Source organism: Kushneria aurantia DSM 21353 (assembly GCF_000382245.1).
Lineage (GTDB): Bacteria > Pseudomonadota > Gammaproteobacteria > Pseudomonadales > Halomonadaceae > Kushneria > Kushneria aurantia.
This window is the reverse complement of sequence record NZ_KB907863.1, coordinates 55246-77611: the sequence shown is the minus strand read 5'-3', so window position 1 is coordinate 77611 and position 22366 is coordinate 55246. Positions and strand designations below refer to the sequence as shown.

The window sequence follows — 22366 nt, the reverse complement described above, 5'->3', positions numbered from 1 at the left end:
CGTATTTTGTATACGGACTCTATTTGCTGTGTTTCTGTGTTAATAATCATTCGATCACCTCAAAAAACTTAATATTTGTATCAAACCCTACTGATATGTCTGAGCTATGCTCTATATTGCGATTATATATATTGTAAACTTTAAACTTATCTCTTTCTCCAACTTTCCTGTTATTAATTAATAACTGATCGTTTTTTGTATTATACGCTCCCCACGTAAATACAGCTGCGTTAGAGTTGGGGAGTAAGTTTTTTACCGCTACACCTGACTGACTTCCTGTTGCAACATATACGCTGCCCCTACCTATACAGATAACCCCACCGAGTTTTGAGCTGGGTATTATTTTGTAAATCAGGTACGGCAAGTTGTAACTCTTTTTAAAACTACCTGAAAGGCTTAGGCACGTTATTCTGGAGTAAGTGCCATCTCCCGACGGCCCTACAACATAGATAATTTCCCCCAGAGTACAAATATCATCTACTCTGTTGATTCGATCTACATAACCAATTGCAGAACTAGCACCAGACGTATAAGTCTCATAAATTACTACTCTTCTTCCTCCTGAGTAATATGCTGAAAAATAACCATCGCCTTCACTTTCTGCCAGGCCATAATAATTATTACTTCCAAAGTGTCGTCGCGAAGGGGCTCTTGATACACCACCACGGTAACGGTCAATTCTTACCACGTTTTCAGGATTCCCAGTAGAAACCATGACATAATTTTGTGTTATAATTATTTTTGACTTATATCCAACCCTATTCCTTGAAAAAGAGCTTATATCAATGCTTCTGATAAGATTTCCTCGGAAATCGTATTCCTGATATGAATTGCTTTTAGTGGGGAATGTATGCAACGTTTTTTTATCAGGGTCTATTTTAAGTGGGTAAGTTCCTTTTTCTGCCTTCCCCTCCCATGCCATAGATCCATCATTCAAGTTTATGGCCGCTAATCCTTTGTTATAATCTGTAATAAATATATATGAGCTAGCGATTTTGCTTTTCATCATCAATTCAATCATTGCTTCATTCCCACATTGCCGCGCCATGTCGCCCCACTCCACCACAGCAAATACTGTGTCCACTGCTGACCGGTCTCTGGCAATTCACCGCCACTCCAGTATGTGGGACTGGGCAGCTGCGAAAACGACAGCCCACCTGCACCTTCCGCATAAACAATGACAAGAATCGAACGCCCTAATGGCGGTTTATTGAGACGCACAGTACGCAGTACGCTATTTCCCACCACGACGACCTGCGGTCCTTCTGATACGTCAATATCGACAGTCGACGTGCCATTTCCCTGATACGTTGTATTTACCTGGAGATCATATCGCAGCAGCGCAGCGGGATTACTGGCCAGCAATTCACCGCGTATATCATCGGGAGCGTTGCGTACCGCCGGAGAGCCGTCATTATCGACTGAGGGGTAATCTCCGAGAGTGGTAAGCGCCCCGGGTTTCAGTTCGGTAATGCTGACGCCGTTGATCGTCGTGTCTCGTGCGGCGTCTGCCCAGTGTCGGGCCGAATACCTGCCTGGTTCGATTTCGGTGCCGGTCGAGGCATCCGCCCACTGGCGCGACTTCTGCCTTGCGTTCTCCGCGGCGGCGGCAGACTGTGAGGCCGTCGACGCACTAGCGGATGCGGCCGATTCCGAACTGGCCGCCGCCTGTCGATCCTGTGCAGTGGCGTTTCGGTCAGCGCTGGTGGCGTTTCTGTCCTGCGCGGTCTGCGCGGCCCTGGTGGTTGCTGTCTGAGCCGCTTTGGCGGCCGTTTGTCGATCCTGTTCCACCGCCGTTCGGTCGGCACCCGTCGCGCTTCTGTCCTGCGCGGTCTGTGCCGCCCTGGTGGTTGCTGTCTGAGCGGCGTTGGTGGCGGTGGTCACCAACGGTTGAAGGCCGCTCTCCAGTTTGGACCGCACGCTGTCGTAATCCAGCGCCAGTGACCAGTACGTGATGCCAAAGATGGCGCCCGAGACATGCCGCTCACGGCACACATACCAGTTTTTCGAAGTGGGCCTAACCACCACGTCATTGACGAAGTACTCGGTATTGGCCGCCCAGTCGCCGCGCCAGGCGAAGCCGCTGATCAGGGCAAGTCCGCCTTCCGAATCGAAGCCCACCACCCGGCTGCGCCGCTGCAGGGCGGTCGCGGTAATCTCGCGGCTGACGCCCGGCTCGGCAGGGAGTTTCAGGGCGCGATCGGTGTCGATACGCACCGCCTCGAAACCGGTGGCCACGCGGTCGAATTTCTCATCGACAGCTTCCGCCTCGGCGATCGTGCCGGGCTGAAAACGCTGGCTCTCGTCGCGGTTATCGAAGTAGGGGTTAGCCACGGCGCTGCCTCCGTAAGTCGAACATCAGGTCATAGCCGAGCAGCTCATGGGCGGCGCTGATGCTGCCCGAGTAGAGTGCGAAGTTGATGCTGGTGCCGGTGCCGGATATATCCATTGGCTCCTGGGCCAGGGTAGGCACCGACCAGCGGAATTGATCCCAGCGCGCGACATCCCACAGCCCGCCGCCGAGCAGAAATTCGATAAAATCGCGCTGCGGTTTGGCCGTCTCTGTGCGGCCGTAGTCGTAATCGGGCTGAATGGCGATGCGGGCGTCACTGCCGGCGCGAATGTCCCAGAAAGCGCGGCGGAAGCGCTTGCGCACGCTGGGCTGCTTGAGGTCGGCGTAGGCCAGGGTCAGAAAAGCGGGTATCGGCTCGCCATTGAAACTGGTGGCGTCGTTATCCAGGCGATGGACACGGCCCTGATCGTCGCCCATCAAAACCTGCTCTTCACCGCTGGCCAGCTCGCCGGCATGCGCGACCGCTATCTGGTCGGGGTAGCGCACTGTGGTGATACCGGCCGGGCTCATGTAAATGCCGGTGCCGTCATCGAACCACACCCGATATTGGGCGCGGCGCTTGCTGACCGCACTGGCCACCACGCGGGTGGCGTAGTTGTCGCGGGTGAAGATTGGCTCGATTTTGGCGCCCGGCTGCATGGGGCGGAAGTCGCCGTAATCGTTGGTCGCCTCCAGGCTGGCGATACCGCGCTCACCGACGAAATAGGGCTGCATCAGCGACTGGATACTGTAGGCGCGCGCCCCGGCGTTGGGTACCGTGGTGCGCAGCTGAAAGTCTTCGCGGCTGGTGCCGTACAGCGTCTGTATGCTGTCGCGGCACATGACGTGCAGGGTGCCGCCGGTGCCGGAGAGCAGCCCGGTCAGGGTCTGCCCCACGCCGATCTCTACCGCGCTGCCGGTGGCGGCGTCCCACTCTTCGGGCTTGCCCGGCGTTGACAGTTGCAGGCTGCCGGCGTCAAAGCCGAGCACCAGAGCGTTGTGATGGAGCGCAATGAAGCGAGCACCGGACTGCGCCGTTGTCAGCGCCTTGAAGCTGCCATCGGTTTTCAACTCGAACGGATCGCCGCCGCCAACGCCGTAGAGCGCACGGCCGGACTCGGTAGCGTAGACGTTGCCCTCGACGAACTCGTGGCGACCGTTGTGCATCGCGCCCTTGCTGTTGACGGTATCCCAGCCGTTGCCGGTGTCGTTCAGGCGGTAGAGGGTGGCGGCGTCAGCGCCGGTATCCTTGCGCACCGCCATGATGCGGTCATTGAAGGTCACCACCCCCAGCAGCGGCCCCTCGCCGGGCACCGCCGGCCCCTGGCGGGTGTAACCGTCAATGCGGCGGTAGCCGCCGGTTACCGGGCACTCGTAGTTGACGGCATAGAGGGCAGCGCCGGGCGGCAGCCGCTCCGGCGGCGTGACCAGATCAATGCCGCCGCCCAGGCGGATGTAGGCGGAGCGACTCATGCCAGCGCTCCAGCCAGAGCGAGCGGCGGCAGCTCGCTGCTCTCCATATCCATCATCATCTGCTGGCTATTACGAGCGCCCTGCTGTACCACCTCCGGCGCGTTCTCGTAGAGCCCGTACTGGATCATGGCGCGGTAGACGATCAGCAGGTGGAAGCGCTCCGGCAGGCGCGGCGCGTCGCTGTTGGCGGTCAGCACCTGCGGCGTGCGGTAATATTCGAACGTCAGCAACGATACCTCGCGCGGGAAGCTGTCGAGGCGGATGCGGCCGTCCGGCAGCAGCGTGGCCAGCCACGGCGCCGAACCGCCCGGGGTTCGAAAACGCTCGCGGCTTTCGGCGTACTCGAGCGCATGGACAGAATCCGTACCGATGCGCAGCGTCTCCGGCAGCCAGCGCGCCATGTCGTCGGGCACCGAATAGTCACGAAACTCGGGGGTAAGCTCGACTGCACCTTCCGCCCAGGCGAAGCGCCACTCGGTGCGCGCGGCCTGTATTTCACGCCACGCCTGATCCACCCAGCCGATCAGGCGGGCATACTCGCCGCTCTGGCCGTTGACGTTGGCCGGCCCGGTGCCGGCGGCGCCGACTTCCTGGCGCAGCCGCTGGCACAGCTCCAGATAGGTCATGGCTCAGGCCTCGCGGGCGCTGAACGGATAGGCCAGCACACGACGCTCCTGCATGGTGGTCGGGTCGTAAACATGCTGGACGGCATGGTTGAGCACCTCGACCACCGATGCCGGTACCTCGCACTCTTCGCCGCGCTTCATGACGTAGGCACGGCCGTTGACGAACACCTGCACCGGCTGCTGGTCGCTGTCGCTGGCCTGCACGATCACCTTGTAGCGCTTCTCGCGCGGGGCCTCGGGCGGTGACGGGCCATCGCGATTACTCGGGGTTGCATTGCCCAGGGTGTCGTCGATGCGCTTGCGCAGCGTATCGTCACCGGTGTTTTTCTGAAACGAGACGCCCAGATCGTCGGCGGTTTTTTCCAGCGCCTCGCGATCCATTGCAGCGGTATTGATGTCACTCATTGCGATACCTCACGGCATGTCGTAGTCGCAAAAAGCCCGCCGGTTGGCAGGCTTCAGATGGTGGGTAAAAGGTGGCGGACTGCGATCAGCCGAGATTGCTGACTGCGCACTCCAGTCGCGCCCCCCACCCCTCGTTGAGGATTTTGGCCACGAAGTAGGACTTCCAGCCGACACTGCCGCGCTGTCCCAGCGGATCGCCGCCGCGCGGGTTGTTGGGGTTGAGCACCATCGGCGTGATGGCGTTCGCGCCCTTGAGCGGGATCAGGCCGTAGAACTCCTTGCCCACGTACACCACCGGGTAGACGTCAGCATTGGTGCCGCCGGTGGAGACCACATTGGTGATGGGGGCACCGTCTGCACCGGCGGCGCCAGCATCTTCCCACTTGGTCAGCACCGGTGAGAGGATATAACGCACATCCTCCACCTTGCCGATCTCGTGCGGCAGCGCCTTCATCGAGCCGTACTTCTCGGTGGGTGTGAAGCCGGGCATGTCGCGAATATCCGCCTCGCAATCGGTGTGTGCGAAAGCGATAAAAGCGGCATCGACAGGCTCGGTGGCGTAGTTGGGCGATGCCGACACCATCGACGTGACCTTTTTCGCCCGGTTGGACTTGAGAGAGCGCGTAATCGCCCGCTGCCTGCCCAGAGTGATCCTGTCTGCCACTGCCGAGCGGCTCGCGCCGGTGGCGTAGAACCAAATCTGTTACTTGGATGACCACCAATCCTTGGTGGCGGGGGCGGCACTTCAACCACCCCTCTCACGGTTTCCCGTGAGTTCAGACTATCGCATCATCCTGCTAAGCCAGCAGGAGCCGAAACACTTAGTCGTTGCGGCTGCACAGGCCAGTCCGGTTCAACTGCTTCATCTTCTGATAGAACGCTTCCCGGCGCTCGACTTCCTCGACAGGGGTTTTCGATCCCCTACCACCATGGATCGTAACCCATCCCTCGAGAAATTCGATTGCCAGCAGAACGCGCTCTTTCTTGATGAGCAAGTAGGGCTCAACCGTCTTGAGTAGGGGCAGGGCTTTGCCGTTATTGAACCACCAGTCGTAAGTGGCTCGATGATTGCCCTGCGCCTTGCGTCGGACTTTGTAGCGTCCGCTGAAGGCCTCAACCAGCCATTCCATCAACTCCCTGCTGGTGTTGACCACGTTGATGGTCAGCACATAGCGCGGCGCCGTTGTGCGCTGCGCTCCGGCCTTCATCTTCGATATGGAGATGCTTCCATCCGCATCAAGAATGCCGGCTAGGTAGCTGATCTGGATAGCTGTCTGGTCTTGCTTGCCTCGGGTTGCCATTGCCAGCTTCTGCGCCACTTGCTTTCTCCTTGAAGGCAGGTCACACAGGCCATTATGCCAGCTTTAGGGTTCCCCGTTAATCAGTTTCGGTGTCGGCCTGAGAGTTACCTCTTAGGCAGCGCATTCGTTTACGTTAGTGCCGGCACGCAGGGCGCCCCAGGTCTGCAGCTCGATGGTTTCGGAGGCCTGTTCACCGCACAGCTGCGAGGCATCGGAGAGCACCGGGTCTTCGGCCAGGTCATCGACCACGTCGGTGATCTCGACCACATCGCCCCACTGTTTGATGGTGACGGTCACGTCTTCATACGCCATCTGGCGCGCGGTGGGTGTCACGCCCTCGGCGAGCGGTGTGGTCTGCGCCGGGAACGGGACCGGCCGGCGAAATTTCACCGTATCGGCCTTGTTCTTCGGCAGAGGTTTTGACTGTCCGAACTTCGAGAGCACCAGAATGGGCTCCGCGTGGGACAGCATTTTAGCGGCGGCCCAGGCAGCGGTGCGCTGGGAAATATCGCCGTAGGTGGTGCGTGGCATGAGTCAGTACCTCATCAGGATTGGCGTGATGGCTGGCTGGCGTAGTGTTTGAATGCCGCCTCGAAATCCTCCGGGGCGGCATGGCGCTGTCCGGTGCCGCGTCGCTGCGGTGCCTGAGACTGCGCCAGTCGCTGCTGGCGACGATCGCGTTCCGCCTGCTGTGCGGCGGCACGATCGTTGCTGCCGGCCTGCTGCTGCGAGCCCTTGTAGAAATCGAGTAACGCGGCCGCTTCGGCGGCGTCCTCGCTCTCCATCATGGCCTGCACGCGGTCAGGCTGCTGGTTCAGCCATTGCTGAAACGCTGGCGCATTCACGACCTCCTGCCAGTCAGTGTGGCGGGCCTCGAGGGCGCGCATCTGACCGTCGAGATACTGCTGATGGGCCTGCTCCTGCATGGGCTGCACAGTCGACTGCATCTCTGCAATCTGCTGCTCAAGGTGCGCTCGCTGTTGCCGGTCCTGATCGAGCCGGGACTCGAGCGCGCGGGCGATGTCGGGAAAGTCCTGTTTGAGCGACTCCCAGTCCTCGCTGCCGACGGCCTCGGCGGCCGCCTGTTTGGTATCGCGTTCCTGCTGGTTCTCCTTGCGGGGCTCGCTTTTGGTCGATGATCCGGCAGATGGCTGGCCGTTTTGCGGCGCCTCCCGGGGCGGCTGGCCGGCCTGCTGACGACGAAACGCGTTGATCTGGCGCTGCAACGCCCCCACTCGGCCGCGCTGGCTGGCCTCCGATTGCTGCAGGCGCTCCAGTTGCGACATCAGTTGGCGTTCGCGCTCGGAAGGCGCCGGATGCTCGTCATCCGATGACGGCTCCGGGGGCTCTTCCTCGCTGTCGTTTCCATTGCCGCCGGCCTGCGGTTCCGGTGTGTCATGATCAGCGCTTGTGCCGCTGGCGTATTCGGCAAAGGCGGCATCAAAGTCCTCTTCCTGTCCGGGCTGGTGCTGGTTGTTTTCCGACGCCTGCGCCTCAGGGGTCGGTGAATTGGCGCTCTGCTCTGCCATAAAGCGGATCTCCCGATCGGCTGTGATGATGGCCCCTGCGGGCCGGGTGGTCAGTCGTAGGTGACGGGTGGCGGCGCGTCCTGTTCTGCCGGCGCGGCCAGCGCCAGCAGTTCATCGATCATCCTGATCTCGCCGCGGCGGCGCTCGTCATGCGGGCTGCCGCTGATCAGCGCCTCGACTGTGGACTGGCGGCGCTGTCGCAGGTGCTGCTCCAATGCTCGCCAGGTAGCGCTGTGGCGGTCGATATCAGCCATAGCTGTCATACCCCATATCCATGTTCTGTTCTTTTGCCTGGCGACGGTTCTGGCTATCCATCAGGTTGGCGGCGGCGGTCTCGCGGTCGTTCTGGATGCGGGCGCTGTCGATGTCCAGTTTTGCTTTCAACTGTGCCAGCGTCATCTCCTGCTTGAGCGCCAGCTCGGATAGTTTGATCTCACGCTCCTGCGCCAGCTTTGCCGCCTGATGGCGATGCTCAAACTGCATCTCCTGCTGTTTGAGCTGGGCATCCCATTGGGCTTTCTGCTGCTCGAACTGGAATTTCTGCTCCTTGAGCTGCTGTTCGGCCATCTGCATCTGTAGCTCGGGCGGCATCTCCTGCCCCTGCTGCTGCGCCTCCTGCTCGACGGTCTGTTCATCCTTGAGCACGTTCTCGGCCGGCACCGACATCGAGCGGACGATCTCGCGATAGAGTCCCTGCCACTCTGTTGAGCGGGCAAACTCGGGGTTGTTGGCGGCGATCTGCGCCAGCATGAGCAGCTTTTCCTGCTGCTCCTGACGCTCAATCAGCACGCTGGAACCGCGTGCCACGATGGCAAAGTCGCCCTTGATCGCCTCGTCATCGCCGTAGGCCATGTGCCAGTCGTAGAAGCGGCGAATCAGCGGCTCGGTGATGCCATCATCGAAATTCTTGACCGCGCTGCGCAGCACGATGTTGGAGTTGTTCATCAACATCTGCATGCCGGTTGCGGTCTTCGCGCCGGGGCCGCCACTGGCGCCCTCGCCCTGCAGCAGTATGGGCAGATTGGTCTGGGTATCGGCGAGTTGCTGGGCCGCTTCGAATATGCTGTAGAGCCCGGACTGATTGGCCTGCACGTTGAAGGCGTGGAAAGCCTGATCGATACGCCCGTCGCCGCTATACTCCCACAACTTGCGCGGGGTGATGCGCCAGTCGCCGTCAACCGGCTTGACCATGTTGCGATTGACGACGATCTGCGGGCCGCTGGTCAGGCCGGCGTTGTCCATGATCATGCGCCAGGTGCTGGCCGCGATCCGCTGCGGGTCGCGCATCAGGTAAGGGATGCCGAAGCCGAAGATGCTGGCGTCGTCCTCCTCCCAGTTACTGACGCTATAGGGCAACTCGCCGCTGTCCAGCGGGTTGAGGCTGGCCTTGATGACGTGCTCACCCACGAACAGCACGCAGCCGTTGTATTCGATCAGCGGGTCATCATCGATATCATCAACGCCGGCGCTACGCAGCTCATCCTTGTCGAGCGGCCCCCAGTACTCCCACAGTTCCCAGCGGCCCCTGGCGGCAAGGGTATCGACGCCGGTAATCGCACGCAGGTCCTGCCGGTAGTCCTGGCTGATGCGGTGGCCCTCCGCATCCTGCTCCAGCACGGCGCGCAGCTGGCTTTCGATCACGCCGGGCAGGCCGGCCAGTTCGCGCAGTTGCTTGCGGTTGAGCATCTTGCGCTCGAATACGAACTCGGCCTCTCCCATCGACGCCGCGCTCATGTCCGGGAAAAAATCCCAGGGGTCAAGGCGTGACAGCCCGGCGCGCAGCTCATCCATCATCTCCAGTACGCGGTAACCGGTCTGCTCATTCTGTCGCCATGCGCGGCGCTGGCGATTGACGACAATCGGTCCCTTGGCGATACCTACGCCCAGTCGCGCAATGTCGCCGATCACGTCGCGCATGATGGCGTTATAGCGCGCCTCGGTCAGGTCATCCTCGATACGACGCTGCATGCCGCGCGCCGCCTCTTCTGCCTGTTCGTGCAGCTGCTGCTGATCGGCCTCGCCGCCCATGACCGACATCTGCGGCTCGGGTGTGGGCTTGATGGCCCAGTTGCGGTCATCGTTGGGCAGCAGCATGTCGGCCAGACGCGACTGCCCGGCGCGGGTCTTGTTGCGAGTGATATTGACGTAGACCTGCGAGCTGCCGTTGCGTCGCATGCGCTCCTTTTCATCCGGGGTGTACTCACCGTGATACTGGCGCAGGTCCTCCAGCCAGCGCTGCTCGATCGACTGGCGCGCGCTCACCTGCTCCTGGGCGAGACGCTGCAGCTTGCCGCCCAGCGCGTCGAGCAGCGCTTCCCTCTTCTGGCGCTCGCCCTCCTGCGCCTCGGTGTCGTCTGTCATCTCGACAGTCGCGGGTTCTGCCATGTCAGTATCCTGTCGTCAGGTCACCCGGCATTGCGGCGCCGGGGGCGCGCTCGATCGGTCGCGTCGTGGCGTGGTGCAGCCCCATGACCAGATAGCGGCTGGCATCCATCAGGTGATCGTTTTCCTTCACCACTCGCCCCTTCTCGTCGCGGCGGTAGAGCCGATATTCGGCCAGCCAGTGCTGGAGCGTCGAAAACACCTGCAGGCGCCCGGTAGAAAGCCGCTCCAGCATTGCCATCAAACCTGCTTCGACGGCCTTCTCGGCGTTGTGCAGGTGCAGCCCCTCGCCCTTGTAGAGCGAAAACAGCGTCTTGCCGTCGGTCTGGCTGCGGCCGCGGGCGGCATGGTCGATGACGCCGGGTATCCACTCGCCGCGCATGCGGATCGCCTTGGCATGCACCGCCGCTTCCGCCTGGCCGCGATAGTGCTCGCTGTTGAGGTAGAGCGTGTCGGTGTCGCGATCCAGCGCGCTCCAGATGGCAGCGGTCTTGTTCCAGCCCACGTCCAGTCCATAGAGCCGTGGCCACCAGGCGGGAATCTGAAAGGGGTCACAGACAATATCCTCTTCCGGTACGGGAAAGATCGCGCCGGCGCCCAGGCTGGGGATGCCTTTAGAGCGGGCGTCGGCCTGATGCGGCGACAGCGAGGCGCGCAGCTCCGACTTGTCCTGCTCGCTCAGGTGCGGGACATCGTCCCATCCTGCCTGCACGGTATAGCGGCTCATACCGGCTCCTGTTCGTGCCGTGACTCCAAAAATGACACCACCAGCGGCGTCAGACCCTGAAGCGGGGTGAAGGTCATCATGATCATACCGCCGGTGGTCATGGTGCGGATCAGCCCCTCTTCGTAGACATCCTGCGGCACTTCCTCGTCGGGCCAGAAAAAATCCAGCTCGGTGCCCTGAAAGATGCGCCGGCCCTGGTCGTAGCTGCGCAGCTTGAGCCGCGACCAGTCGCCGCTGATGTGCCGTACCGGAATTTCCTCATAGAGATTGGCGATGCCGCGCGATGGCGTCGGCTTGCCCAGCCGGTGCCGCGGTATCAGTCCCGTGCCCCATTCATCGGTGCCCCACAGCCCGCCGCACAGCTTGTGCTGGATAATGTCGCGGGTGGTCTGGCTGGTGTCGCCGGCTGCCATGCCCCAGGTCGCCCGCGTAAAGCGCCGCCCCGGCCACCAGTGCGGATAGTCACCGGTCAGGTGCCACGTACACTCTCCGCCGCCGGCAATGGTTTTGCCAACGCGGTTGGCGGCCAGAAAAAGCCGTTCACGATGGAAGGCGCCGGCGCGGAAGAACTCCATGTGGCGCGGGTACAGCTCGCGGCGCAGCAGTCCGTTATCCGGGAACAGCTGATCGATCAGGTTGTAGCGGCGCCTCCTGTCTCTCTCCTGAAGCGCGCGCAGCAGCGCCAGTTTGGCGTTGCGATGATCACTGCTCACCATCCACCTGAGCGGCGTAGCGGGCGATCTGAGCGTCCAGCTCGTCGTCGGTCAGCTCGCGCTCCGGGGGATGGTCGGCATTCTCCTCGTCCATGCCGTAGGCCTGGCGCTCCAGTTTGATCACGCTCTCCAGGGCGCGGGTGCCATAGGTCATGCATTCGCCCAGGTACTTCAGCGGCGTGTCGACTTCTGCCGGGTCGCCGCTTTTGGTCTGCACCGTGATCGTGTCGCGCGCCATCTGGCTCTGCAGTAGCTTCGCGTAGCGGTTGGCCATCTCGCGATACTGTTTGAGGCGCTGCCGATGGCACGCCTGCACCAGCACGTTGTTATCAGAGGCCGACTCGATCAGTTCTTCGTCGGTTGGCGCCCGCACCCCCTCGCGCACCTCTTCGTGCTGCTGGCGCGACAACTTCTCGCGGGTGCGCTGCGCAACTGCCTGGGTCAGGTCTTTCTGCCAACCGCCCTCTGAGGCGTGACGGCTGATGCGAGAGCGGCTCGGGCCATGGATGTCGGAGAGTTGTTGCAGGGTGTACTGGCCGGTGCGGTAATCCCGCTCGATGGCCTCCCAGTCGTATCGGGATCTCGCCATGGTCATTCACGCGGCTCTCACGAGCGGCGTCTCCATTGCTGCGGCGCCGGAAAACCGGCGCGGCGGAAACTCAAAAACCGGGCGCCTCACGGCGAGCCGGTGGTGTCGCAGCGCTTCACAGCGCGGCGTGTCGCCTCACGGCGAGGAAGGCTCATGCCTGATGATCCGCTCGACGGCCAGCCGATCGGCATTGGCACGTCGGCGCAGCGACTCGTAGTCGGCAAGCAGGTCGAGAAGGTCACGGTTGCTGCTCGCCGTTCGTGTCGGCGCCGGCAGTGGTGTTGTCAGGTACGCTGGCACTGTCGGCCACGCCGGTGTTGGAATCGGGCTGGGAGAGGTCGCGCACCCAGCCAGCCACACCAGCAGGCACAGGCTGATCGAGCCAATCGCTGGTCTGCGCATCGCTTGTCTCCAGTTGATCCAACTGCTCTCGCTGCATCCTGATGCGCTCTGCTACCTGTTGCAGGGCGGCGTCGCGCTGCTCCAGCGCCTGAATGGTTGCGGCAAACTGACTGCGTTGCCACTGGATGGTGCCCTCGGCCTGAGCCAGCGCATTGACAGCGGCGTCGCGCGCCTGCTCGACGTTATCGACCTTGAGCGTCTGCACGCGCAGCGCGGCCGACATCCCCGCCACGCCAATCACGATCAAAACGATAATCACGCCTTTGACGCCGATGCGCCCGGCAGCACGACCGAACAACGACCCGATAGCACCGATCATGGGGACACCTCGAGCTGCAGCCTTGCCGTCCATCCGTCGCTGTACACCACAGATGGCCGCTCGATGCCATCGAGACACACCTGTCGCTCATTCGCGCGGCGCTTTGCCAGCCCGCGCAGACGCTGGCCACCGGCATAGACCCATTTGGGCAGCTCGTTACAGGCACCTCGCACGTCACCGGCGTTGAGCTTTTCGAGCAGCGTGGAGCGTTCGAACGCGCCCTCGCCGACGTTGTATGCAAACGACACCAGGGCAGCGCGGGTCATGTTGCTGATCGGATACTCGACGTGGCGATTGACCGCTGCCAGGGCGGCGCCGAGATCGGATTCCAGCAGGTCGCGGCACGCTTCCGGCGTGCGCGTCTGCCCGGGTGCTGCGGTTGCGGTGTGCCCGGTGCAGACCGTCCAGACGCCGACAGAATCCTGGTAGGACTCGAGCCTGGTGCCCTCCCAGGGGGATACGATGGCAGCGGCGATCGCCAGGGTGCCACCGCCGACAACGCTGGCAATCGTTTTTCTACCGACCCTCATGGCGCCCCTCCCTGCGCTTGTCGCGCCTGCGCTTATCCAGATAGGACCAGACATCAAACGTCAGGCGCGCTGCGACCAGCACGATGCCGCCAACGCTGATGACATCAGCAATGACGATCTGCACGCCGCCAAATTGCATCAGCGGCGCATTGAGAAGGGATACAATTTCGCCCGGTGATGGGGTTATCGCAGGATGTGGTGCAGCTCTGGCGGTAACGCTGGTCGCCGATACGCCCGTCCCACCGCCATAGGCAATAACCCGCCCGGCGTCAAAAAACTTGAGATGCGGCATGAATTCTCCGGCGCCTCGCGGCGTGGGAGTGGAAATAGAAAGGCCCCGCCAGGGAATGGCAGGGCCGGAAACGACAACGCCCCGGCTCTTAAGTCAGGGCGCAGTGATCGATAGTGGGGATATGATGGCCTGCCCGGGCACACCTTGCAAGCGCTTCACCTCGGCAGACGTTGGCAAGCCTGCTGGATGGGTTGTGGATAATACGTCAATGACGTATTATCGGATGCATGTACACGATCATCGAAACCGACATGTTCCAGCGCTACGCGGCCCAGGTCTGGCAAGACGACGAGCGCCTGGCTTTCATCAGTTGGCTGGCCGATAACCCATTGGCCGGAGATGTGATTCCCGGTACCCACGGATTGCGCAAGGTGCGCTGGAGCCGTCAGGGCATGGGGAAGCGGGGTGGCGCGCGGGTGATTTACGACAACACCCTGGATGACGGAACGATCTGGTTGTTGATCGTCTACACCAAGGCGAAGTTCGACAACCTGCCGGTCGCGCTTCTCAATCAATTGAAAGAAGAGGTGAGTCATGGTGGATAAGGAAATGGAGCAGTTCGGGCGTGATCTGCTCGAATCCGTGCGCCAGATGAAGCGCGGCGAGGCGGCTCGGGTGACACGGGTCGAGGTTTCCGAGGCTCGGACTGCACGCCGCCGCATGGCGCTGTCACAAGCCGAGTTTGCCGAGTTGATGGGCGTCAGCCTGCGCACCCTGCAAGAGTGGGAGCAAGGGCGGCGCACGCCAACCGGTCCGGCGCTGCGGCTGCTGCGGGTGGCCGAGAAGCATCCGGAAGCGCTGAGGGATCTGTAACTCACGCACCTGCCTCCCTGTGAGCCGCGCCCTTTCAGGCTCTCAAGCCGCCTGCGGCATCAGTCCTGCCACCGGCGCCAGCGCCTGCAGTTCCCAATCATCCAGCAGTAGCAGGATTCGATCCCACACATCAGACCAGCTCAGGCGGCCGGCCGCACTCCATCGGCGCACGTCAATCTCCTCGCCTCGCTCATCATCAAGCCAACGCGCGATCGCCCTCGGTCCTTTGAGACCGGGGCGCCGGTAGGGCCACGTCACCTGCGAGTGGTGATGGATCGCCGCCCGGCACAGCGCCTGCATCGCCCCCGCTGCTGCTACCGACGGAAAATCTGCGCCGCCCTGCCCCGGCAGCCTGGTCCGCTGCAAGCGATCGACCAGCGCGGCGTGCAACACCTCATGATCGACTGCCAGTTCGTCGCGCGTGAACGGGCCCCAGCAGTAACGCGCCATCGCCTGCAGGTGAGCCGGCAAGGACTCGACGGCGCTGATCACCGCGCCTGCCTCAAGGCCGTGGACGATGTGCCAGTCGTTGCTGTTGCGCCTTGTTGTCTGAACATCGACTCCCCAGCGTGCACGCTCAACGGCGCCGGCCATGACGCTGTTCCCGGCGCAGCGATAGGCATCAAAGATCATCTGTCTGGCGCTTGAATATCGCATCTCTACCGGCCCTCGGTTGCGTCTGTTGCGTCGCTTGTTGCGATGTTGCTTCCCGGTGTTGCGTCAGGAGGACTCGATGCTGTGAAGGAGCGCATCTCACGGTGGGCTATCAATGCGCCCATTGTACCAGGATGGCGGGAGAGTGATGAACGGCCGAGCCGTTCGGCAGTCCACTGACAAGCTGCCCACAAAGCAAGCTATCAACGCCTCACGGCGTGGTGGGTGACTATGTTACGGGGTTGACCTTTGAGTGATTAACGAGAGCTAATCGGTCTGTTGATCGAAAGGTGTGGGGCGGCCAATCTCCTTTAGAAGGAGGCGCCCCAATGTCGAGACTTCCACCCGATGCTCGAAGTCCCCCTTCTGCGGATCAAACGTCGGTGTTTGCCCCTTCTTGAGCGAACCGAAGTTTTTCTTCAAGAGGCCCAGCCTCGTTAAGTGAGCAATGCCGATCTCGTAGAGCGAGTTTGCGTCAACATCTTCTTGAGAACCGCCAATCCTGGGAGGTCGCGGCCGATTTATACCAGCGAACGGGTCCTCAGGGTCTCTGCCACGCCCATACGACTGACCGTAGGCGTTTAGGATGGCTGCCTCGTCCTCATCTAATTGCCCGAACAGAACCAATAGACGCTTCCGGCGGACCACTTCAGATTCCTCAGCCGTCAGCCCCCTTGCTACCGCTTCAACGATAAGGTTTATACGCTCTGCCGTAGTAGCTCTAGCAGCCTGGTATCCACCCTCCTCGATGAGATCGATTTTCTCGGCGTTGTTGCGAATGGATCTTTGAAACTCTTCATCCATGTGGTCGAGCCTTTCCTTCAAGCCTCGCAAATATGCAACTATCCGGTCAGAGCGCTGAGCCGGGATGACAATACCAATCATCTCCCCAACGAAGCCGCCAACTACCGGGATCAGCCCTGCCGCGGCCTTTCCCCAAGCTATGAGTTGATCGTCTAGGTTTTCGTCGAGCCCATCGTTATCTCGCTCAGTACTCATATCAGCGTCCCTCCACTGTGATCAGATTCGCATCTTACGGTGACATGGGAGCCCCGATCGATGACCCATCGAAACTCAGCTACACCGACGCCACACCACTTCCTCGACACCAGGCCGCCGCTGCACCAAATATCGATGGGAGCCCTCATTCCACCTATCGCTCTCAGGGCAATCGATCAACCGGTACCGGCCTGAGTAGATGCGCCCTCGCCACGCTGCGTGGTACTTGATCCATTCATAATCTGGCGCACCGAATCGGTGGCCGTTTTCCAGCCTCGGCGCTCGAGCCTTTTGCGCCATTTAAAGGGTTGTTCGAAAACCAGGAGTCGACCATGGCTAAGCTGCAGGAACCCGGCGAGAAACCGGCAGGCCCAGGTGAATACCTCGAAGTAGGCCCACGTGGCGGTGAGGTCGTTGGCGCCATGCAAGTGATCATCTCATCCAATGATGGCCACCTCCCACCGACCAGTAGGAAAGGCAACAACTGGAAAAAGCTACCGAGGAGGCGTTGTTGACGGCACGAAAACGGCACGGCGTACCGTGTACCGTGCCGTCGTACCGTTCAGCAGTCCGGTAGGTTGTCGAGGTTGTTATCGTCGCTCTTGTCTTGGGTAGTGCGCAAGTACTGCTTGCCACCCTGGTTTACCACTCGCACCTCTGCCTCACGCCCTTGACTGTCTCGCGTGTAGTAGGCCTGACCACCGTTGATATCGTTGATGGCGTGAGCCTTACTTCGCGGGGACCATGATTCACCGGAGTTGCACAGCTTGGTGATATCTCCGTCGGAATCCTTGCCGGTAGCGGTTACTCGTCGTCGAGCCATTGCTATCTCCCTGCATATGGTTTTGTAGCGCTTGATTGCGCAACTTCACCATCACACATGACAGGGTCCTGCCTCTAGGCTGCTTTCGTCTGAGCCCCCCGAATCTCAATCCACGTCCCGGACTCCGCACGCCGATCTACCTCCGGCGGCTCCAGGATGACGCGCCGCACATACTCACCGCGATCATCCGGCAGCACGCCGGCGTCGACATCGCGCTTCCTGGCCGTCCAGTGCTGCCGAGTGTTGGTGCTGCTGGCGATATACGGCACAAAGAGCACGATCGGCTCCATCACTTCACCCCAATCAGGCCGCGCCTGGCCAACTGCTGGACGGTGAGCACGATGGCCTGGTCGAGCCGGGCGCGCCGCTGCTCCCGCGTCATGCCCGGGCCGTTGTCGATCTCGTGGTGACAGTCTGGACAGATAGCCGCTGTGAGGCAGTCATCGGCCTTCCTGCCCATGCCTTTGCCCTGGTTGCGGTGCGCGGCCTGGATGCCCCAGCTGCCGCATAGAACGCACTGGTCGAGCTCGTGGACGGCCTTGAGCCACTTGCGGTCGCGGTGGACGGCCTGGCGCTGGGCGAGCATCAGGCCACCCCCTGGCGCTGCTGCCAGTAGCGGAGCGTTACACCCCGGGCCATTGTGAGCACGTTGGCATCGCCCATCTTGACCGTGTGCAGCCGGGGCGCCGGACGGACCTCTTGCAGACATCGGCTGGCGCCTCGCTCCCAGACCACGATATGGCCGGCATACTCGGGCAGTTCTCCATCGGCGATCACTCCCGGCGGCGTCACCATCCAGAAATACGCGGGCCCCGCATGCGCCACGATGCGACCGTCGAACTCGGTGTAATGCGCACAGTTGCCGGTCTTCGTAGTCGTTCGCAGGTGCTGGCGTATCTGCTTGGCGATGCCTCCCGCGTTGCGGCAGTACCACGCGCGAGCGGCCTTGGGATTCGCGTATGGCCCATCGACCTCATGTCCGGCGCGGATCTTCCGGCACTCGGCCAGCCAGTCGGCGCGAGAGACCTTGATCTCGAAATCGTGGGCGAGCCGCGTCCGCGTCAGGCTGACTACGTCGGACTCCCAGCCCAACACACCGCAATTCGGCACGGTGACGTCGTGCTTGAGATCGCGGCAGCGCTTAGCCACCAGGTCCTGTACCACGGCCTCGGTCAATGTCGACAGTTCTGGTTTCTTTGGAATGAAGGTCATGTCGCCTCCCGCACCATCGCGTCCGCCATTGCTTCGACTTCCTCCGCGGTACAGCTTGGCCAATAGGCCCGAGCGATGTAGCCGCACAGCGCCGAGACGAGTTGGAAGAATTGGCCCTGGTCCATTGAGTCGAACGCCATCGACCGCGGCTGCCGGTACTCAAGTGCCCCGCCGCCCGGGATATCGATGGTGCTGATATCGCACTCGACACCGGACTCCCGCTGCAGCTTCTTGAGCGCGTCGTGCTGGCCCAGGCCTTCGAAGGCGTCGATGTGCTCGGCGCAGAGCCCACCGATCGCGTGCGCGAGCCGGTGGAACTGCTGGTTGCGTGGCTGGGTGAGATCGGCACGCAGCACATTGCCGATCGTGACGCCGCGCTCTCGGATGACCTGCTGGTCGGTCCCGCTTGCCGGCACCAGCGCGGAGACCACCGCCCCGGTGCGTGGGTCGATCATCTGCATGGCCCGCAGGTAGACGGGCTGGCGCTTGCTCGACCGCTTCGCCCTGCTCATGCGGCAGTCCCACCGGTGGTGGGCTCGAGCCAGTAACGGCGCTCGACGCCTTCTTCATCCGCGATCAGGTAGCCCCTCTCGCGCAGAGACTCGATGGCGGCGATGATGTCGCGCGTCTCCGGATGCCAACCGCCGCGCATGATTACCTCCGCCGCGATCTGGTGAGTGTTCACCGGATCATCGTGGCGTTCGAGGCAACGAAGCGTGAGCAACTGAAGATCGGGTTTCCGAGTCATGCCGCACCTCGATTGCTGGACATGTTGGCGATCAGGCCCGACAGCGCGTCATTGCTCAGGCGCTTCACGTCGGTGCCGTTGGATTTGATGTCGCGGCCGCCCTCGATCACGCGAGCGGCCCGGGCGCTATCCCCGATCAGCGTCATGTCGCGCCCGGGCAGCTGGCCGCGGGTGTGGTTGCCGATCAGGGCGTTCTGCTGGGTCGCCGCCCCGGGCAGGAATCGCGGCCAGGTCTCCGGCGGATGAATGGCATAGGTCCGGTACTGGGCCTCGAAGCGCTGGCGCAGCCAGACCAGATCCTTTTCGGTTTCGGCGGTGGCGACGGCGGTCCAACCGCCCATGCGCTCAATGGCGGCATGGATCAGCGGGTCGTCGAAGGCCACATCCCGGTAGTGGCCGACGCTGCGGATAGCCCGCTCGACCTTTGCCCAGGCCTGAAGCGTGCGGCTCTGGCTGTCGCCGCGGGCGAACTTGATCACGTCGCCCGGCCTGGGCGGGAACTGGCCGGTGTCGGGGCTCTGGATGTGCAGGGTCAGCGCCCGGTGGATTTCATCCAGTTCCAGGTGTTTGAGTGCACGAAACACCAACTCGATGGTTCCCGGCGTCACGCTGCGGTTGTAGATCTCCTGCACCTGCCCCCAGGCCGTGGCAAAGGCTTCAAAGTCGCTGTCGATCATCACCAATGTCCCCCTTCGGTATTGAGCAGATCGTCAGACGGGGATGGGGCGGTGTTGCGTCGTTCGACGGCTTCCCGGATCGCCTGCTGGTTTTTCGCATGGAGCCTTTCGGCATAGTTCATGCCGCCGCCCTGTCGCTGCTGGTGGCTCAGGCGCCGTGCCAGCCAATCGGCTTTTACGCCCTGCCAGCCAGCGAGTACGGTCTCGTCCAGCGCCATGTCAGGCGTCAGCCCCGGGATCTGTGCAGCAGCCTGGAGGGCCTGCTTGACGTTCAGATCGAGAGCGCGCTGGGTCAGCGGTTTCTTGAGCGCTTGCCGATGGTCAATGAATCCCTGGACCGCCTCCGCCGATACCTCGGCGGGCAGCTGGCTCAGATCGAGCTCGGTTGATTTGGACTTGGGGCTAGATTTCCTGGCAGGTTTCTCAGGCTTACGCCCTTCCCCCTCGACCGAAGGGAGAGGGGGTTTGTCTTTCATGTCTTTAGAAGCGTGACTATTTTGGTCACATTCAGTGTGACCAAAACGGTCTGACTGTGACCGTTTTGAATCACCCCCTACAAATTGGTCACACTCGGCATTTTTGGGCTCTGGAAATGACCGTTCTAAACGTCCAATTTTCCACTCGTCAGAGTGTTTGTTCAGGGATACTGGAGAGCGACTTCCGCCATGACGAACGATGACCTTTTTGCTCACCAGAGTTGAAAGAGTGCGACTGGCATTAGTTGCCGGCATACCCGTCAGCTCGGCCAGAATGCCGCCGGTGACGCGCGCCTGTTTGCGGTTCCAGCCGTAGGTGAAACGGATCACGGCCAGCACGACACGCATCTCGCGCAGCGTGAACGGGGCTGCCATGACCAGTTCGAATAGCTCGTTGGCGATCCGCGTGTAGCCGTCTTCCACTTGCGGGCTCCTTGACGGACCGTCAGGGCCCGACGATTGGGCGCCGTCTCGGCGCTCACGGTACTGGTCAAGCTCGGCAATGTTTGTCATACTGAAGTCCTCTCGAAGCCCCGGCACATGGCCCCCACAGCCCGCCGGGGCTTTTTCATGTTTGCCCATCTGAATTTGGCCTGACAGGGCCTTGTGTCGTCGGCACAAGGCGCTGTATCAGCGCCCCGTCCTTCCTCTACTTCACCGCCCTCAGCCGGGCCCTGGTCGGCACCGATCGCAACGAATACAGCTGCTGCTGGAGCCTCCCGGTCTGGCTCAGAAAGCTATCGATGAAGTGGTGCTCCGCGCTGACGCCAAGATCCAGGGCCTCGCGCTCGAGCGCTCTGCGCCCTTCCGGGCTCATCATGTCCAGTGCCCCGCGAATGTCTGCGAGCGTCATGGGCGACTCCCCGGCCCTCTCAGGCCGTTTGCTGTTGCGCTACCCTGGCGGCGAGCCGCTCGGTCATGCGCTGGTCAACGATCTGAGCCATCAGCGCCTGCGTGATCTCGCGCTGTAGCTCATCCCGGTTCTGGCCCGAATCCAGCGCCTCGATAAGCGCCTGCTCGCGCCGCTCCACCATATCCATGGACATCAGCAGGTATTCGCGGAGCGTGTGCGACAGCACGCCGCCGTGGCGTTTCTCGGCATGGCGTTCGAGGCGGTCGAACTCCTCATCGGTGAGACGGGTCTTCACCGGGTTGTCGAGGTGCTCGCCGTCGGCCTTGCAGCGCCGGTCTTCGATGAAGCGTGAATGCATTGACGGGGTCCTTCTGTCGGTTGCGGTGGCACGCGGGCCTCACGGACGGCGTACGGGGGTTAGGCGGCCGCTGTGGGCTCGCCGACTACGTCATCAAGGGTCACCTCCACTCCGCGCCGACGCAGGGCAGAAACGATCGCTCTTACCTTGTCGAGATCCGGGGTGCGATAACCCGTTTCGTAGTTGGCGATAGCGGTCTGGCCGAGGTTGGTTGCTTCGCCCAGCTCTCGCTGAGTCATCGCGGCCCGCTTACGTAGCACTTTGAGGTTCATGGGTAATCCCCGTGGTTTACGAGGCAAGCATATCACGTTATGTGGTTTATAGAAACACGATTCGTCGAATGACTTACCACGATGCGTGGTTACTCTATGGTCAATCACTTAAGAGTCAGGAAGATGAGCGAGACAGTTGGCCAGCGGATCAAGAAAGCGAGACTTCTCAGAGGGGTTACTCAGCCCGAGCTTGCCAGGATGTGCGGATGGGAATCTCAGGGTCGGATTTCCAATTACGAGCGCGGACTGCGCGAAGCCAAGCGCACTGACCTGGAAAAGATCGCTAGGGCTCTAGATCTCAATGTGGCTTGGGTTTGGACTGGGCAGGGCCAGATGGGTACTGGACATGCGCCCCACGCGCTGGCGTCTTATGGCGAGGAGTTGCAGCCTGGCCCCGCCATGGTCACCCAGATTCCAGAAATTTCGTGGGTGCAGGCGGGCGGCTTCACCGAAGTCTGCTTCGTGGATCTCGATCCTGAAAGCACCAACTGGTATCCGCGCCCGCCAAATTGCGGACCCCACACCTTCGCCCTGAAGGTGGTCGGGGAAAGCATGCTCGACAAGTACCCGCCAGGCCGGATCATCTTCATCGACCCCGAGGTGGTGCCAGAGTCCGGCGACGACGTGATCGCCGTTATGACTGAAACCGGCGAGGCGACATTCAAGCAGTACCTGGAGGAGCCAGGCGTGGGATGCATGCTCAAGGCACGCAACCCGGCCTGGAAGGATCCCTACATCTCTATCAACGGGAACTGCCGCGTGACAGGCGTCGTCATGGCCCAGATGGAATTGCGACAAAGGTAGGTATCTGAATGCGGTACGATGGAATCAGCATGGGAGGGCCGGGGAGCGTCCTCGTCA

At 61.6% G+C, this 22366-nt stretch carries 34 protein-coding genes; 4 read left to right on the top strand and 30 right to left on the bottom strand.

Annotated elements, in window-relative coordinates; translation table 11 throughout:
• Positions 1-46: 46 nt before the first annotated feature.
• The 18 genes from H146_RS21180 to H146_RS0101995 all read right to left on the bottom strand — a co-directional run bounded on the left by H146_RS21180 (position 47) and on the right by H146_RS0101995 (position 13620).
• Positions 47-1021: a hypothetical protein gene (locus tag H146_RS21180; RefSeq protein WP_156826659.1), complete on the bottom strand. Its 975-nt coding sequence runs from the start codon at positions 1019-1021 to the stop codon at positions 47-49.
• Complete coding sequence (locus H146_RS0102075; protein ID WP_019950184.1) at positions 1018-2334, bottom strand: hypothetical protein; 1317 nt, start codon at positions 2332-2334, stop codon at positions 1018-1020. The genes H146_RS21180 and H146_RS0102075 overlap by 4 nt, the downstream gene beginning before the upstream one ends.
• The gene (locus tag H146_RS0102070) at positions 2327-3805 is read right to left on the bottom strand and encodes a hypothetical protein (RefSeq protein WP_019950183.1); all 1479 of its coding nucleotides are present in this window, start codon (positions 3803-3805) and stop codon (positions 2327-2329) included. The genes H146_RS0102075 and H146_RS0102070 overlap by 8 nt, the downstream gene beginning before the upstream one ends.
• On the bottom strand, positions 3802-4431 hold the full coding sequence (locus tag H146_RS0102065) for a phage adaptor protein (protein WP_019950182.1): 630 nt from the start codon (positions 4429-4431) through the stop codon (positions 3802-3804). Before H146_RS0102065 ends, H146_RS0102070 begins: the two co-directional genes overlap by 4 nt.
• A 3-nt stretch (positions 4432-4434) precedes the next feature.
• Positions 4435-4836: a hypothetical protein gene (locus H146_RS0102060; protein WP_019950181.1), complete on the bottom strand. Its 402-nt coding sequence runs from the start codon at positions 4834-4836 to the stop codon at positions 4435-4437.
• 85 nt (positions 4837-4921) lie between these two features.
• Positions 4922-5536 (bottom strand): N4-gp56 family major capsid protein, encoded by a 615-nt coding sequence (locus tag H146_RS18175; protein WP_083920759.1) that lies wholly within the window; start codon positions 5534-5536, stop codon positions 4922-4924.
• A 121-nt stretch (positions 5537-5657) separates the two neighbouring features.
• A complete protein-coding gene (locus H146_RS0102050) occupies positions 5658-6155 on the bottom strand; it encodes an LAGLIDADG family homing endonuclease (protein WP_019950180.1) in 498 nt (165 codons plus the stop codon).
• Positions 6156-6248: 93 nt separating this feature from the next.
• Positions 6249-6668 (bottom strand): N4-gp56 family major capsid protein, encoded by a 420-nt coding sequence (locus tag H146_RS18170; RefSeq protein WP_051090949.1) that lies wholly within the window; start codon positions 6666-6668, stop codon positions 6249-6251.
• A gap of 14 nt (positions 6669-6682) precedes the next feature.
• Positions 6683-7666 (bottom strand): hypothetical protein, encoded by a 984-nt coding sequence (locus H146_RS0102040; protein WP_019950179.1) that lies wholly within the window; start codon positions 7664-7666, stop codon positions 6683-6685.
• Between the two features lie 50 nt (positions 7667-7716).
• Positions 7717-7929 carry a hypothetical protein gene (locus tag H146_RS0102035; RefSeq protein ID WP_156826658.1) on the bottom strand — a complete coding sequence of 71 codons (213 nt, stop codon included), beginning with the start codon at positions 7927-7929 and terminating at the stop codon, positions 7717-7719.
• A complete protein-coding gene (locus H146_RS0102030; RefSeq protein WP_019950177.1) occupies positions 7913-10051 on the bottom strand; it encodes a portal protein in 2139 nt (712 codons plus the stop codon). The genes H146_RS0102035 and H146_RS0102030 overlap by 17 nt, the downstream gene beginning before the upstream one ends.
• 1 nt (position 10052) lies before the next feature.
• Complete coding sequence (locus H146_RS0102025; RefSeq protein ID WP_026351688.1) at positions 10053-10775, bottom strand: phage terminase large subunit family protein; 723 nt, start codon at positions 10773-10775, stop codon at positions 10053-10055.
• Positions 10772-11488 carry a terminase large subunit domain-containing protein gene (locus H146_RS0102020; RefSeq protein ID WP_169433451.1) on the bottom strand — a complete coding sequence of 239 codons (717 nt, stop codon included), beginning with the start codon at positions 11486-11488 and terminating at the stop codon, positions 10772-10774. The genes H146_RS0102025 and H146_RS0102020 overlap by 4 nt, the downstream gene beginning before the upstream one ends.
• Entirely contained in the window at positions 11478-12077 is a 600-nt protein-coding gene (locus H146_RS21175) for a hypothetical protein (protein ID WP_156826657.1), read from the bottom strand. The genes H146_RS0102020 and H146_RS21175 overlap by 11 nt, the downstream gene beginning before the upstream one ends.
• A gap of 135 nt (positions 12078-12212) precedes the next feature.
• Positions 12213-12377, bottom strand: a complete 165-nt coding sequence (locus H146_RS22405) for a hypothetical protein (protein ID WP_425411311.1) — start codon at positions 12375-12377, stop codon at positions 12213-12215.
• A complete protein-coding gene (locus H146_RS0102005) occupies positions 12316-12798 on the bottom strand; it encodes a hypothetical protein (RefSeq protein WP_019950175.1) in 483 nt (160 codons plus the stop codon). Before H146_RS0102005 ends, H146_RS22405 begins: the two co-directional genes overlap by 62 nt.
• Positions 12795-13328, bottom strand: coding sequence for a lysozyme (locus tag H146_RS0102000; protein ID WP_019950174.1), 534 nt, complete (start codon positions 13326-13328; stop codon positions 12795-12797). Before H146_RS0102000 ends, H146_RS0102005 begins: the two co-directional genes overlap by 4 nt.
• The gene (locus tag H146_RS0101995; protein WP_019950173.1) at positions 13315-13620 is read right to left on the bottom strand and encodes a hypothetical protein; all 306 of its coding nucleotides are present in this window, start codon (positions 13618-13620) and stop codon (positions 13315-13317) included. The genes H146_RS0102000 and H146_RS0101995 overlap by 14 nt, the downstream gene beginning before the upstream one ends.
• Before the next feature lie 227 nt (positions 13621-13847).
• On the opposite strand from H146_RS0101995, the gene H146_RS0101990 reads away from it, so the two are divergent.
• Positions 13848-14165: a hypothetical protein gene (locus tag H146_RS0101990; protein ID WP_019950172.1), complete on the top strand. Its 318-nt coding sequence runs from the start codon at positions 13848-13850 to the stop codon at positions 14163-14165.
• On the top strand, positions 14155-14433 hold the full coding sequence (locus H146_RS0101985) for a helix-turn-helix domain-containing protein (protein ID WP_019950171.1): 279 nt from the start codon (positions 14155-14157) through the stop codon (positions 14431-14433). Before H146_RS0101990 ends, H146_RS0101985 begins: the two co-directional genes overlap by 11 nt.
• Before the next feature lie 42 nt (positions 14434-14475).
• Here H146_RS0101985 and H146_RS0101980 read toward each other — a convergent pair whose 3' ends face one another.
• Positions 14476-15027 carry a hypothetical protein gene (locus tag H146_RS0101980; RefSeq protein WP_245558680.1) on the bottom strand — a complete coding sequence of 184 codons (552 nt, stop codon included), beginning with the start codon at positions 15025-15027 and terminating at the stop codon, positions 14476-14478.
• A gap of 327 nt (positions 15028-15354) precedes the next feature.
• On the bottom strand, positions 15355-16086 hold the full coding sequence (locus H146_RS0101975) for a hypothetical protein (protein WP_019950169.1): 732 nt from the start codon (positions 16084-16086) through the stop codon (positions 15355-15357).
• Positions 16087-16418: 332 nt separating this feature from the next.
• On the opposite strand from H146_RS0101975, the gene H146_RS22400 reads away from it, so the two are divergent.
• A complete protein-coding gene (locus tag H146_RS22400) occupies positions 16419-16601 on the top strand; it encodes a YjzC family protein (RefSeq protein WP_083920758.1) in 183 nt (60 codons plus the stop codon).
• A gap of 47 nt (positions 16602-16648) precedes the next feature.
• Here H146_RS22400 and H146_RS22395 read toward each other — a convergent pair whose 3' ends face one another.
• The 10 genes from H146_RS22395 to H146_RS0101915 all read right to left on the bottom strand — a co-directional run bounded on the left by H146_RS22395 (position 16649) and on the right by H146_RS0101915 (position 21505).
• On the bottom strand, positions 16649-16909 hold the full coding sequence (locus tag H146_RS22395) for a DUF3892 domain-containing protein (protein WP_019950167.1): 261 nt from the start codon (positions 16907-16909) through the stop codon (positions 16649-16651).
• A gap of 289 nt (positions 16910-17198) precedes the next feature.
• Positions 17199-17495, bottom strand: coding sequence for a hypothetical protein (locus H146_RS0101955; protein WP_019950165.1), 297 nt, complete (start codon positions 17493-17495; stop codon positions 17199-17201).
• Positions 17495-18121 carry a hypothetical protein gene (locus H146_RS0101950; RefSeq protein WP_019950164.1) on the bottom strand — a complete coding sequence of 209 codons (627 nt, stop codon included), beginning with the start codon at positions 18119-18121 and terminating at the stop codon, positions 17495-17497. The genes H146_RS0101955 and H146_RS0101950 overlap by 1 nt, the downstream gene beginning before the upstream one ends.
• The gene (locus H146_RS0101945) at positions 18118-18633 is read right to left on the bottom strand and encodes a hypothetical protein (protein ID WP_019950163.1); all 516 of its coding nucleotides are present in this window, start codon (positions 18631-18633) and stop codon (positions 18118-18120) included. Before H146_RS0101945 ends, H146_RS0101950 begins: the two co-directional genes overlap by 4 nt.
• A complete protein-coding gene (locus H146_RS0101940) occupies positions 18630-18869 on the bottom strand; it encodes a hypothetical protein (protein WP_019950162.1) in 240 nt (79 codons plus the stop codon). The genes H146_RS0101945 and H146_RS0101940 overlap by 4 nt, the downstream gene beginning before the upstream one ends.
• A complete protein-coding gene (locus tag H146_RS18165; protein ID WP_019950161.1) occupies positions 18866-19546 on the bottom strand; it encodes a DUF6475 domain-containing protein in 681 nt (226 codons plus the stop codon). Before H146_RS18165 ends, H146_RS0101940 begins: the two co-directional genes overlap by 4 nt.
• On the bottom strand, positions 19546-20445 hold the full coding sequence (locus tag H146_RS0101930) for a replication protein (protein ID WP_019950160.1): 900 nt from the start codon (positions 20443-20445) through the stop codon (positions 19546-19548). The genes H146_RS18165 and H146_RS0101930 overlap by 1 nt, the downstream gene beginning before the upstream one ends.
• A gap of 226 nt (positions 20446-20671) precedes the next feature.
• The gene (locus H146_RS0101925) at positions 20672-20875 is read right to left on the bottom strand and encodes a hypothetical protein (protein ID WP_019950159.1); all 204 of its coding nucleotides are present in this window, start codon (positions 20873-20875) and stop codon (positions 20672-20674) included.
• Positions 20876-20894: 19 nt separating this feature from the next.
• On the bottom strand, positions 20895-21233 hold the full coding sequence (locus H146_RS0101920) for a hypothetical protein (protein WP_019950158.1): 339 nt from the start codon (positions 21231-21233) through the stop codon (positions 20895-20897).
• A 59-nt stretch (positions 21234-21292) separates the two neighbouring features.
• Positions 21293-21505 (bottom strand): helix-turn-helix domain-containing protein, encoded by a 213-nt coding sequence (locus tag H146_RS0101915; RefSeq protein ID WP_019950157.1) that lies wholly within the window; start codon positions 21503-21505, stop codon positions 21293-21295.
• Positions 21506-21628: 123 nt separating this feature from the next.
• On the opposite strand from H146_RS0101915, the gene H146_RS20130 reads away from it, so the two are divergent.
• The gene (locus tag H146_RS20130; protein ID WP_169433450.1) at positions 21629-22309 is read left to right on the top strand and encodes a LexA family protein; all 681 of its coding nucleotides are present in this window, start codon (positions 21629-21631) and stop codon (positions 22307-22309) included.
• Positions 22310-22366 lie beyond the last annotated feature (57 nt).

Bases quoted from the DNA above. Each gene is read 5' to 3' on its own strand.
- H146_RS21180 (WP_156826659.1), bottom strand. From the start codon at position 1,021: ATGATTGAATTGATGATGAAAAGCAAAATCGCTAGCTCATATATATTT.
- H146_RS0102070 (WP_019950183.1), bottom strand. From the start codon at position 3,805: ATGAGTCGCTCCGCCTACATCCGCCTGGGCGGCGGCATTGATCTGGTC.
- H146_RS0102065 (WP_019950182.1), bottom strand. From the start codon at position 4,431: ATGACCTATCTGGAGCTGTGCCAGCGGCTGCGCCAGGAAGTCGGCGCC.
- H146_RS0102060 (WP_019950181.1), bottom strand. From the start codon at position 4,836: ATGAGTGACATCAATACCGCTGCAATGGATCGCGAGGCGCTGGAAAAA.
- H146_RS18170 (WP_051090949.1), bottom strand. From the start codon at position 6,668: ATGCCACGCACCACCTACGGCGATATTTCCCAGCGCACCGCTGCCTGG.
- H146_RS0102040 (WP_019950179.1), bottom strand. From the start codon at position 7,666: ATGGCAGAGCAGAGCGCCAATTCACCGACCCCTGAGGCGCAGGCGTCG.
- H146_RS0102035 (WP_156826658.1), bottom strand. From the start codon at position 7,929: ATGACAGCTATGGCTGATATCGACCGCCACAGCGCTACCTGGCGAGCA.
- H146_RS0102030 (WP_019950177.1), bottom strand. From the start codon at position 10,051: ATGGCAGAACCCGCGACTGTCGAGATGACAGACGACACCGAGGCGCAG.
- H146_RS0102025 (WP_026351688.1), bottom strand. From the start codon at position 10,775: ATGAGCCGCTATACCGTGCAGGCAGGATGGGACGATGTCCCGCACCTG.
- H146_RS21175 (WP_156826657.1), bottom strand. From the start codon at position 12,077: ATGGCGAGATCCCGATACGACTGGGAGGCCATCGAGCGGGATTACCGC.
- H146_RS0102005 (WP_019950175.1), bottom strand. From the start codon at position 12,798: ATGATCGGTGCTATCGGGTCGTTGTTCGGTCGTGCTGCCGGGCGCATC.
- H146_RS0102000 (WP_019950174.1), bottom strand. From the start codon at position 13,328: ATGAGGGTCGGTAGAAAAACGATTGCCAGCGTTGTCGGCGGTGGCACC.
- H146_RS0101995 (WP_019950173.1), bottom strand. From the start codon at position 13,620: ATGCCGCATCTCAAGTTTTTTGACGCCGGGCGGGTTATTGCCTATGGC.
- H146_RS0101990 (WP_019950172.1), top strand. From the start codon at position 13,848: ATGTACACGATCATCGAAACCGACATGTTCCAGCGCTACGCGGCCCAG.
- H146_RS0101985 (WP_019950171.1), top strand. From the start codon at position 14,155: ATGGTGGATAAGGAAATGGAGCAGTTCGGGCGTGATCTGCTCGAATCC.
- H146_RS0101980 (WP_245558680.1), bottom strand. From the start codon at position 15,027: ATGGCCGGCGCCGTTGAGCGTGCACGCTGGGGAGTCGATGTTCAGACA.
- H146_RS0101975 (WP_019950169.1), bottom strand. From the start codon at position 16,086: ATGAGTACTGAGCGAGATAACGATGGGCTCGACGAAAACCTAGACGAT.
- H146_RS22400 (WP_083920758.1), top strand. From the start codon at position 16,419: ATGGCTAAGCTGCAGGAACCCGGCGAGAAACCGGCAGGCCCAGGTGAA.
- H146_RS22395 (WP_019950167.1), bottom strand. From the start codon at position 16,909: ATGGCTCGACGACGAGTAACCGCTACCGGCAAGGATTCCGACGGAGAT.
- H146_RS0101955 (WP_019950165.1), bottom strand. From the start codon at position 17,495: ATGCTCGCCCAGCGCCAGGCCGTCCACCGCGACCGCAAGTGGCTCAAG.
- H146_RS0101950 (WP_019950164.1), bottom strand. From the start codon at position 18,121: ATGACCTTCATTCCAAAGAAACCAGAACTGTCGACATTGACCGAGGCC.
- H146_RS0101945 (WP_019950163.1), bottom strand. From the start codon at position 18,633: ATGAGCAGGGCGAAGCGGTCGAGCAAGCGCCAGCCCGTCTACCTGCGG.
- H146_RS0101940 (WP_019950162.1), bottom strand. From the start codon at position 18,869: ATGACTCGGAAACCCGATCTTCAGTTGCTCACGCTTCGTTGCCTCGAA.
- H146_RS18165 (WP_019950161.1), bottom strand. From the start codon at position 19,546: ATGATCGACAGCGACTTTGAAGCCTTTGCCACGGCCTGGGGGCAGGTG.
- H146_RS0101925 (WP_019950159.1), bottom strand. From the start codon at position 20,875: ATGACGCTCGCAGACATTCGCGGGGCACTGGACATGATGAGCCCGGAA.
- H146_RS0101920 (WP_019950158.1), bottom strand. From the start codon at position 21,233: ATGCATTCACGCTTCATCGAAGACCGGCGCTGCAAGGCCGACGGCGAG.
- H146_RS0101915 (WP_019950157.1), bottom strand. From the start codon at position 21,505: ATGAACCTCAAAGTGCTACGTAAGCGGGCCGCGATGACTCAGCGAGAG.
- H146_RS20130 (WP_169433450.1), top strand. From the start codon at position 21,629: ATGAGCGAGACAGTTGGCCAGCGGATCAAGAAAGCGAGACTTCTCAGA.